This window comes from Halomonas sp. MMSF_3323 (assembly GCF_030733595.1).
Lineage (GTDB): Bacteria > Pseudomonadota > Gammaproteobacteria > Pseudomonadales > Halomonadaceae > Halomonas > Halomonas litopenaei.
Genome location: NZ_JASHIT010000073.1, coordinates 1 through 7,521, shown reverse-complemented (window position 1 = coordinate 7,521; position 7,521 = coordinate 1). Strand labels below are relative to the sequence as shown.

8 protein-coding genes are annotated in these 7,521 nt (G+C 64.1%); 6 read left to right on the top strand and 2 right to left on the bottom strand.

All coding sequences use genetic code 11. The features are described 5' to 3' along the window. Window positions 1–106: 106 nt before the first annotated feature. Both RBB39_RS22390 and RBB39_RS22385 read right to left on the bottom strand, forming a co-directional pair. The gene (locus RBB39_RS22390) at window positions 107–766 is read right to left on the bottom strand and encodes a CoA transferase subunit B (protein ID WP_045991471.1); all 660 of its coding nucleotides are present in this window, start codon (window positions 764–766) and stop codon (window positions 107–109) included. Between the two features lie 57 nt (window positions 767–823). After that, window positions 824–1,525 carry a CoA transferase subunit A gene (locus RBB39_RS22385; protein ID WP_045991472.1) on the bottom strand — a complete coding sequence of 234 codons (702 nt, stop codon included), beginning with the start codon at window positions 1,523–1,525 and terminating at the stop codon, window positions 824–826. A 182-nt stretch (window positions 1,526–1,707) separates the two neighbouring features. Between RBB39_RS22385 and RBB39_RS22380 the strand changes: the two genes are divergently transcribed. The 6 genes from RBB39_RS22380 (at window position 1,708) to RBB39_RS22355 (ending at window position 7,295) form a co-directional block, all read left to right on the top strand. Beyond that, complete coding sequence (locus RBB39_RS22380; RefSeq protein ID WP_045991473.1) at window positions 1,708–2,610, top strand: LysR family transcriptional regulator; 903 nt, start codon at window positions 1,708–1,710, stop codon at window positions 2,608–2,610. Window positions 2,611–2,740: 130 nt separating this feature from the next. Continuing rightward, a complete protein-coding gene (locus RBB39_RS22375; protein WP_045991474.1) occupies window positions 2,741–3,616 on the top strand; it encodes an acyltransferase in 876 nt (291 codons plus the stop codon). Beyond that, entirely contained in the window at window positions 3,559–4,497 is a 939-nt protein-coding gene (locus tag RBB39_RS22370) for a LysM peptidoglycan-binding domain-containing protein (protein WP_083970213.1), read from the top strand. The genes RBB39_RS22375 and RBB39_RS22370 overlap by 58 nt, the downstream gene beginning before the upstream one ends. Window positions 4,498–4,660: 163 nt before the next feature. Beyond that, window positions 4,661–5,821 (top strand): glycosyltransferase family 1 protein, encoded by a 1,161-nt coding sequence (locus tag RBB39_RS22365; RefSeq protein WP_045991475.1) that lies wholly within the window; start codon window positions 4,661–4,663, stop codon window positions 5,819–5,821. Window positions 5,822–5,955: 134 nt separating this feature from the next. Then, a complete protein-coding gene (locus tag RBB39_RS22360; protein WP_045991476.1) occupies window positions 5,956–6,528 on the top strand; it encodes a phosphatase PAP2 family protein in 573 nt (190 codons plus the stop codon). Window positions 6,529–6,641: 113 nt separating this feature from the next. Then, window positions 6,642–7,295, top strand: coding sequence for an alpha-ketoglutarate-dependent dioxygenase AlkB (locus RBB39_RS22355; RefSeq protein WP_052704239.1), 654 nt, complete (start codon window positions 6,642–6,644; stop codon window positions 7,293–7,295). The last annotated feature ends 226 nt before the right edge of the window (window positions 7,296–7,521 follow it).

The window sequence follows — 7,521 nt, the reverse complement described above, 5'->3', positions numbered from 1 at the left end:
CCCCCCCCCCCGCTGCGAGGGTGCCAAAACCTTGTTCTCGCTCAAGGTATCAGCCAGCAGAACATGCTGGCTCGGCAAGGGTGACGCTGGTCAAAGGGCGTTTTGGTCAGTCGAAGACCATTTCCGGGACGTCATCCGGCACGATCAGCTTGCCGGCGGTCTTTTCCTTGATCTCCTCGACACTGACGCCCGGTGCCCGCTCCTTGAGGATAAAGGCGCCGTTATCGATCTCCAGATAGGCCAGATCGGTCAGCACACGATTGATGCAGCCGGCACCGGTCAGCGGCAGGCTGCAGGACTCCAGCAGCTTGGAAGTGCCGTCCTTGGAGGCGTGGGTCATGGTGCAGATGATGTTTTCGGCACCCGCCACCAGGTCCATGGCTCCGCCCATGCCCTTGATCAGCTTGCCCGGGATCATCCAGGAAGCGATGTTGCCGTTCTGGTCGACCTCGAAGGCGCCCAGCACCGTCAGGTCGACGTGACCACCGCGAATCATCGCGAAGGACTCCGCCGAGGAAAAGATCGCCGACCCCGGACGCGCGGTGACGGTCTGCTTGCCTGCGTTGATCATGTCCGGATCGACCTCTTCCTCGGTGGGGTAACGCCCCATGCCGAGCAGACCGTTCTCGGACTGCAGCATCACGTCCATGCCTTCCGGAATATAGTTTGCCACCAGGGTCGGAATGCCGATGCCCAGGTTCACGTAGAAGCCGTCTTCGAGTTCGCGCGCGACACGCTGCGCCATCTGTTCACGAGTGAGTGCCATCTTGATGCCTCTTTGCTGTTCTTTGGAGAAGTCGTTGCGTCAGGGCGATGCGCCTGATCAGCCCTGGTGTACGGTGCGCTTCTCGATACGCTTCTCGAAGGTGCCCTGGATCAGGCGGTCGACGTAGATACCGGGCGTGTGGATCTCGGCCGGATCCAGCTCGCCCGGCTCGACGATCTCTTCGACCTCGACCACCGTGATCTTGCCGGCGGTGGCGACCATGGGATTGAAGTTCTGGGCGGTCTTGCGATAGACCACATTGCCGTAGCGATCGGCCTTCCAGCCCTTGACGATGGCGAAGTCACCGACGATGGCCTCTTCGAGGATATAGTGGCGACCGTTGAATTCGCGCACTTCCTTGCCCTCACCGATGGGGGTGCCATAGCCGGTTGCCGTGTAGAAGGCGGGAATACCGGCACCGCCGGCGCGCATCTTTTCGGCCAGGGTCCCCTGCGGGGTCAGCTGCACATCGATCTCACCGTCGAGCATCTGACGCTCGAACAGGGCGTTCTCGCCCACGTAGGAGGCCAGGATCTTGCTGATCTGACGATCCTCCAGCAGCACCCCGAGGCCAAAGCCATCGACGCCACAGTTGTTGGAGACCACCGTGAGGTCCTTGACCCCGCGACGCTTGATCTCGGCGATCAGGTTCTCCGGAATGCCGCAGAGACCGAAGCCTCCGGCCAGCACCGTCATACCGCTCTCGATGCCGTCCATCGCCTCTTCATAGGAATACACGCGCTTGTCGAATCCGGCCATGTGGGGCGCCTCGTCTGTCGATGAAAGTGAAAGGAGAGGTGGCGAACCGGCACCGTTCCGGTGCCCCGCCCTGCCTCAAGGTAGCACTGAAGGCAGTGTTGCTCGCCCCCATATATTTGTTAAGTTTGTTTTCTTTATTGATTATTTATATCTTTAAATAAATTTGACCTTGGTAGCATGTCGTGACCGTCAAGCAACTGCGTGCCTTTCTGGCGGTGGCCAGAACCCTGAGCTTCACCCAGGCCTGTGAACAGCTCCACCTCTCCCAGCCGGCGCTGAGCCTGGCGATCAAGGGTCTCGAGGACAGCCTAGGCGGTAGACTGCTGATCCGCACGACCCGAAGCGTCCGCCTGACCCCCGAAGGTGAGTCCCTGGTGCCGCTGGCCAAACGCTTGCTGGTGGAATGGGACAACACCGAGGACGCCCTGCGCCAACGCTTCACCCTGCAACTTGGACGGCTCTCCCTGGCCGCCATGCCGGCCTTTGCCGGCAATCTGCTGGCCCCGGCGCTGGGGGTGTTTCACCGCCAGCACCCGCGTATCAACGTCACCGTACATGACGTGGTCAACGAGCAGGTGATCGACATGGTGCGCCAGCGCCAGGTGGAGATGGGCATCGCCTTCGAGCCGGAGGCCACCGGCAGCCTGCACTTCACTCCGCTGTTTCACGACCGCTTCGTGGCCGTGCTGCCCCCACGCTCGCCTCTGGTACAGCATTCAAGCCTCGACTGGGAAAGCCTGATGAGCTGGGACTTCGTGGCGCTGCAGCGGCCTTCCATGGTACGCCGCCTGCTGGAGCAGCAGCTCGGTGCCCGACACGGGGCCCTCAAGGTAGCCTTCGAGACCCATCAGCTCGCCAGCGTCGGACGCATGGTGGCCAATGGCCTGGGCGTCAGCGCCGTGCCCTCGCTGTGCCTGCGTCAGATGCAGGAGGCCGGCGCGGTCTGCCGCCCACTCAAGGATCCCGTCATCGAGCGCGCCGTGGGGGTGGTCACCTGGAACCCCCACGAGCTGTCGGTGGCCGCCCGCGCCATGCTCCAGGTACTGGTCGACAATATCGAGACACCGACCCTCTCAGAAGCATGACGCTGACATGGCCGTGGACCCTCGCACTGGGCAGCCGGCACCGGATCCATTAGGATTGGCGGGCCTGCCTCGCCCACTGTCACGGCCAGGCGACACCCGCTCTATCTGCTGTTGCGAGGTTATCCAAGGAATGTCGACCCTCAAGGGCCTGATCAGCGTTCTGCTGCTGGTTGGCAACACGCTATTCTGGACCATCCCGTTGGTGATCCTGACCCTGCTCAAGGTGGTCACCCCCGGGCGACGCTGGCAGCGGCGCGTGCTGGCCGGGCTCAACGCCATCGCCCTCAACTGGATCGGTTTCAACCTGTGGTGGATGCGTCACTGGATCAAGCCCGACCTTCGCATGTCGGTGCCCGAGGGGCTGAGCCCGGACGCCTGGTACCTGGTGCTGTCCAACCATCGGAGCTGGACCGACATCTTCCTGCTGATGATGGCGTTTCATCGCAAGATCCCGATGCCACGCTTCTTTCTCAAGCAGCAGCTTATCTGGATCCCGGTAGTAGGGATGGCCTGGTGGGCACTGGAGTTTCCCTTCATGCGCCGCTACAGCAAGGAGCGCCTGGCCGCCAACCCACGCCTGGCCGAACGCGATCGCAAGGCCACCGAGCGCATGTGCAAGCGTGCCCGCGACGTTCCCATTGCCATCATCAACTTTGTCGAAGGGACCCGTTTCACCCCGGCCAAGCGCGAGGCCAGGCAAAGCCCCTTTCGCCATCTGTTGCGCCCCAAGGCCGGCGGCATCGCCCAGGTACTGAACCTGCTCGGCGATCGTCTCGACGCCATCATCGACCTCACCATCGACTACCAGTCGAGCCAACCCAGCTTCTGGCGCTTCCTGTGCGGCCAGGAGAAGGCCATTCGCCTTGATGCACGCCGCCTCGACGTGGCGCCGTGGATGCTGGAGGGGCGCTATCACGACGACCCGCACTACAAGGAACGCTTCCACTCATGGCTCAACGCCCTGTGGCAGAACAAGGACGCCTCACTCGACTCGCACCGCTGGTGATCGCCCTGCTGCTGGCCGGCTGCGCCGGTCAGGGGGCATCCCCGACGTCATCGCAACGCAGCGCCAGCGTCGCCGGCAGCAGCATTGCCGGCGACTGGATCAGCGTGCAGCGCGGCGACACCCTCGGCTCCATCGCCCGCCGCGCCGGCGTACCGCTATTGCGGCTGCAGCGCTTCAATCCGGGTGTCGACGCCCGCCACCTGGCCGTGGGTCAGCGCCTGCTGGTGCCCTCTCATCAGGAGCGGGCGCCGTCCGGCGGCCCCTATCGCTATCAGATCCGCCCCGGCGACACCTATAGCGCCGTTGCCAGGCGCTTCGGCACCACCGCTCAGCGCATCCAGAGTGCCAATCCTGGCGTCCGCGCCACCGACCTCAAGGTCGGCCAGGTGATCCAGGTGCCGCTGGCCAGCCGATCGGTCGCCAGCAGCTCAGGCACGTCCAGCAGCTCAGGCACGTCCAGCCCCTCTCGCTCCGCTTCGTTGCCGGATCCCGGTCCGGTCGCCTCAAACGCTCGTGGCTGGCCCTGGCCGCTGGACGACTATCGGGTGGTGCGCCGTTACGGCAAGGACAGCCGCGGCAGCCTGCAGCCGATGCTGCTGGCCACCGACGAGGGCGCCCGGGCCAAGGCCGTTGCCGATGGCCAGGTGCGGTTCGCCGACGGCATGCGGCAACTGGGCCAGGTGGTGATCGTGCACCACGCCGATAACCTGCAGAGTGTCTACGCGCTATGTGACGACCTGCTGGTCAAGCAGGGAGAACAGGTCAGCCGCGGCACCCCACTATGCGTGGTCGGCAAGCATGCCTCGACCGGCCGCCACGATCTGCTGTTCGACATGCGCCATGGCGGCAAGCCCATCGACCCGGACACCATCCTTCGCTGAGCGCTGCGGGCCGAGTCGACGCAAGCGCAATGCGCTTGTCCGTCGCCCGGCCCCATCGACACCGTAACAGCCTGTTCATATCGCTGACCTAGAGATGTCATGCTGGAGCATCACTCTGTCTCGGGAGCGGGCCATACGGGGCCCGACCGGTACGAGGAATTCCATGCGCATCTGTCTGGTCAGCGAAACCTGGTCTCCTGATATCAATGGGGTCGCCCATACGCTGGGGCGCATCAGCCAGGAACTGCGTGCTCTTGGCGTGACGCTGCAGCTGGTCCGGCCGGCCCCCGTCGACGGCTCCACCGAACCCGCCACCGGGATGGCCCACGAACTTCGTGTACGCGGCATGTCGATGCCGCGCTACAAGGAAGTGCGTATCGGCTGGGCCTCCGCCAGTCGTTTGCGCAGGCTATGGCGCGACAATCGTCCCGACGCCATCTATGTAGCGACCGAAGGCCCCTTGGGCTGGTCAGCGCTGCGCGCGGCAGAAAAGCTGGACATTCCCGTGGTCAGCGGCTGGCACACCAACTTCGATCACTACTGCCAGGACTATGGTCTGCCGTGGCTGGCGCCACTGGTACGCAATCGCCTGCGTCATTTTCACAATCGCTGTGCGGCGACCCTGGTACCGACCCATCAGCAAGCCCGGGAGCTTGCGCAAAGAGGCTTCGAGCGCGTCAGCGTCATGGCACGCGGCATCGAAGGCGATCGTTTCACCCCCGCCAAGCGTAGTCAGCAACTGCGCGACAGCTGGGGTGTCGGCCAGCACCAGCCGGTGGCGCTCTACGTGGGCCGACTGGCGCCAGAGAAGAACCTGGAGCTGTTGCGCGACACCTTTCTCGACATGCTCGAGGCGCGCCCCGACATGCGCCTGGTGGTGGTGGGCGACGGCCCCGGGCGGGCATCGCTGGAAAAGGCCCTGCCGGACGCCATCTTTACCGGCTTCATCGATTCCGCCGAGATGCAAATCCACTACGCCAGCGCCGACATCTTCGTCTTTCCCTCGCTGTCGGAGACCTGGGGCAACGTCATTCTCGAAGCCATGGCCAGCGGCCTGGCGGTCGTAGCCTTCCGCCACGCGGCCGGCGCCGAGTTGATCACCACCGACAAGGATGGGGTCAGCGTCGCCGCCGGTGACAACGCCGAATTCCGTCAGCAGGCGACAGCGCTATGCCAGCAGCAGGCACGCTACGCCCGCCTGGGCCGCGCCGCCCGGGAACGCGCCCTGGCCTACCGCTGGCCATCCATCGCCCAGACCTTCCTCGACGCCCATCACCAAGCCCTGACGTCGGGAACCGGCCTGTCGGACCCCGCCAAGGCCTAGATCGCTCGTTGAACACCCCGCCGCCGGCCCGAGCGGCGGCGTGGAGGCCACAGGAAGCGGGCCCTAGCACGACACATGACGACACATGACGACAAAAGACGCTAGAAGACGACTTACCGCCAGGGAGATGTGACATGCCCACTAAAATCCCGCAGATGTTCGACCGCCTGGATATGCTCGAGTGGCAACTGTGCCAGCGCACCGCCGGCCTCAGCATTCACCGCCCCTGGCTATCCACCTTGAAGATCTCCAGCAAGCTGGGCGACTGGCCGATCTGGGTGGCGCTGATCGTGGCGTTGCCGGCGATCCACGGCCGCGATATCGGTCTGCGCCTGATGCTCGAATACACCGTCACCGCCGTGGTGGCGATCGCGGTGTACAAGCTGCTGAAGACCCGTCTGTGTCGAGAACGGCCCTTCATCACCTTTGGCGGCAGCATCCAGTGCAACGAACCGGCCAGGGACCGCTACAGCTTCCCCAGCGGCCACACCATGCACGCGGTGATGTTCTGCACCCTGGTCGCAGTACACAGCCCCGCATTGCTGCCCTGGCTGCTGCCCCTGGCGGGCTTGATCGCCATCTCGCGGGTGGGCCTGGGACTGCACTACTACAGTGACGTCCTTGCCGGCGCGGCGCTTGGCTATGGCATGGCCCTGGCTAGCCTCGGGCTTTCCTCGACCACTCTGCTGATCGCGGCGTCCCACTGACGCCGCCTCGGGGGCATCACTGCCGCTCGCCCGCATCTCGCCCGCATCTCCAGAAAAAGCGCCACCGCTCCTGATCGGTGGCGCCAGCCAGCCTTCACTGGCATCCTGCTTGAATGCCACCACATGACCCCAAAGCGCTGTTCAAATTGCTACACGAAGCGCCATCCCAAACCCTGGTCGAGACCCCACCGCTTTACTACCTGCCCGGGCTCATAAGCGAGCCCGATGCAAGCGACCTGCAGGATAGGCTGCGCCAGGAACTCGACTGGCAGCAGCCCGAACTGACCCTTTACGGGCGCAGTCATCCCATTCCCCGCCAGCAGGTATGGATGGGCGATCACGCCTATCGCTACTCCGGCAGGGACTTCGCGCCCTGCCCCTGGCATCCGTCGGTGGCGGCCCTGCGTGATCGTCTCAATGGCCTGCTCGAACGGTTTTCGGCCGTCGAAAAGAGCACACCGACCAGCGCCTTCAATAGCGTACTGATCAACCGCTATCGCAACGGCGAGGACCGCATGGGCTGGCACTGCGATAACGAAGCGGAACTTGGCGATTGCCCTACCATCGCCTCCATCAGCCTGGGGGCGACCCGTCCCATGCGCTTTCGCTGGAAGGACCGCTCGTCCGCGGCCTTCAACGTCTGGCTCGAAAGCGGCAGCCTGCTATGGATGGGGCCCGGCTGCCAGGAACAGCTCGAACACGCCCTGCTGCCACGCAAGATTCCGGGTGAGCGAATCAACCTGACCTTTCGTCGACTTGTCGTCTGACCTGCAATGCCGGCGCCAGACCCGAGCCGTCTCTTTCTCTAGGACATAAAAACGGCGCCCTGTGGGCGCCGTTGATCGTTCATCCGATGGCACTTTCCGCCACACAAGATAACGGTATAACGCGTTATCTATCGAGATGTCAGCCGCGTTGTCAGCCGCGTTGTCAGCCGCGTTGTCAGCCGCGTTGTCAGCCGCGTTGTCAGCCGCGTTGTCAGCCGCGTTGTCA

Bases quoted from the DNA above. Each gene is read 5' to 3' on its own strand.
- RBB39_RS22390 (WP_045991471.1), bottom strand. From the start codon at position 766: ATGGCACTCACTCGTGAACAGATGGCGCAGCGTGTCGCGCGCGAACTC.
- RBB39_RS22360 (WP_045991476.1), top strand. From the start codon at position 5,956: ATGCCCACTAAAATCCCGCAGATGTTCGACCGCCTGGATATGCTCGAG.
- RBB39_RS22365 (WP_045991475.1), top strand. From the start codon at position 4,661: ATGCGCATCTGTCTGGTCAGCGAAACCTGGTCTCCTGATATCAATGGG.
- RBB39_RS22385 (WP_045991472.1), bottom strand. From the start codon at position 1,525: ATGGCCGGATTCGACAAGCGCGTGTATTCCTATGAAGAGGCGATGGAC.
- RBB39_RS22375 (WP_045991474.1), top strand. From the start codon at position 2,741: ATGTCGACCCTCAAGGGCCTGATCAGCGTTCTGCTGCTGGTTGGCAAC.
- RBB39_RS22355 (WP_052704239.1), top strand. From the start codon at position 6,642: ATGCCACCACATGACCCCAAAGCGCTGTTCAAATTGCTACACGAAGCG.
- RBB39_RS22370 (WP_083970213.1), top strand. From the start codon at position 3,559: ATGGCTCAACGCCCTGTGGCAGAACAAGGACGCCTCACTCGACTCGCA.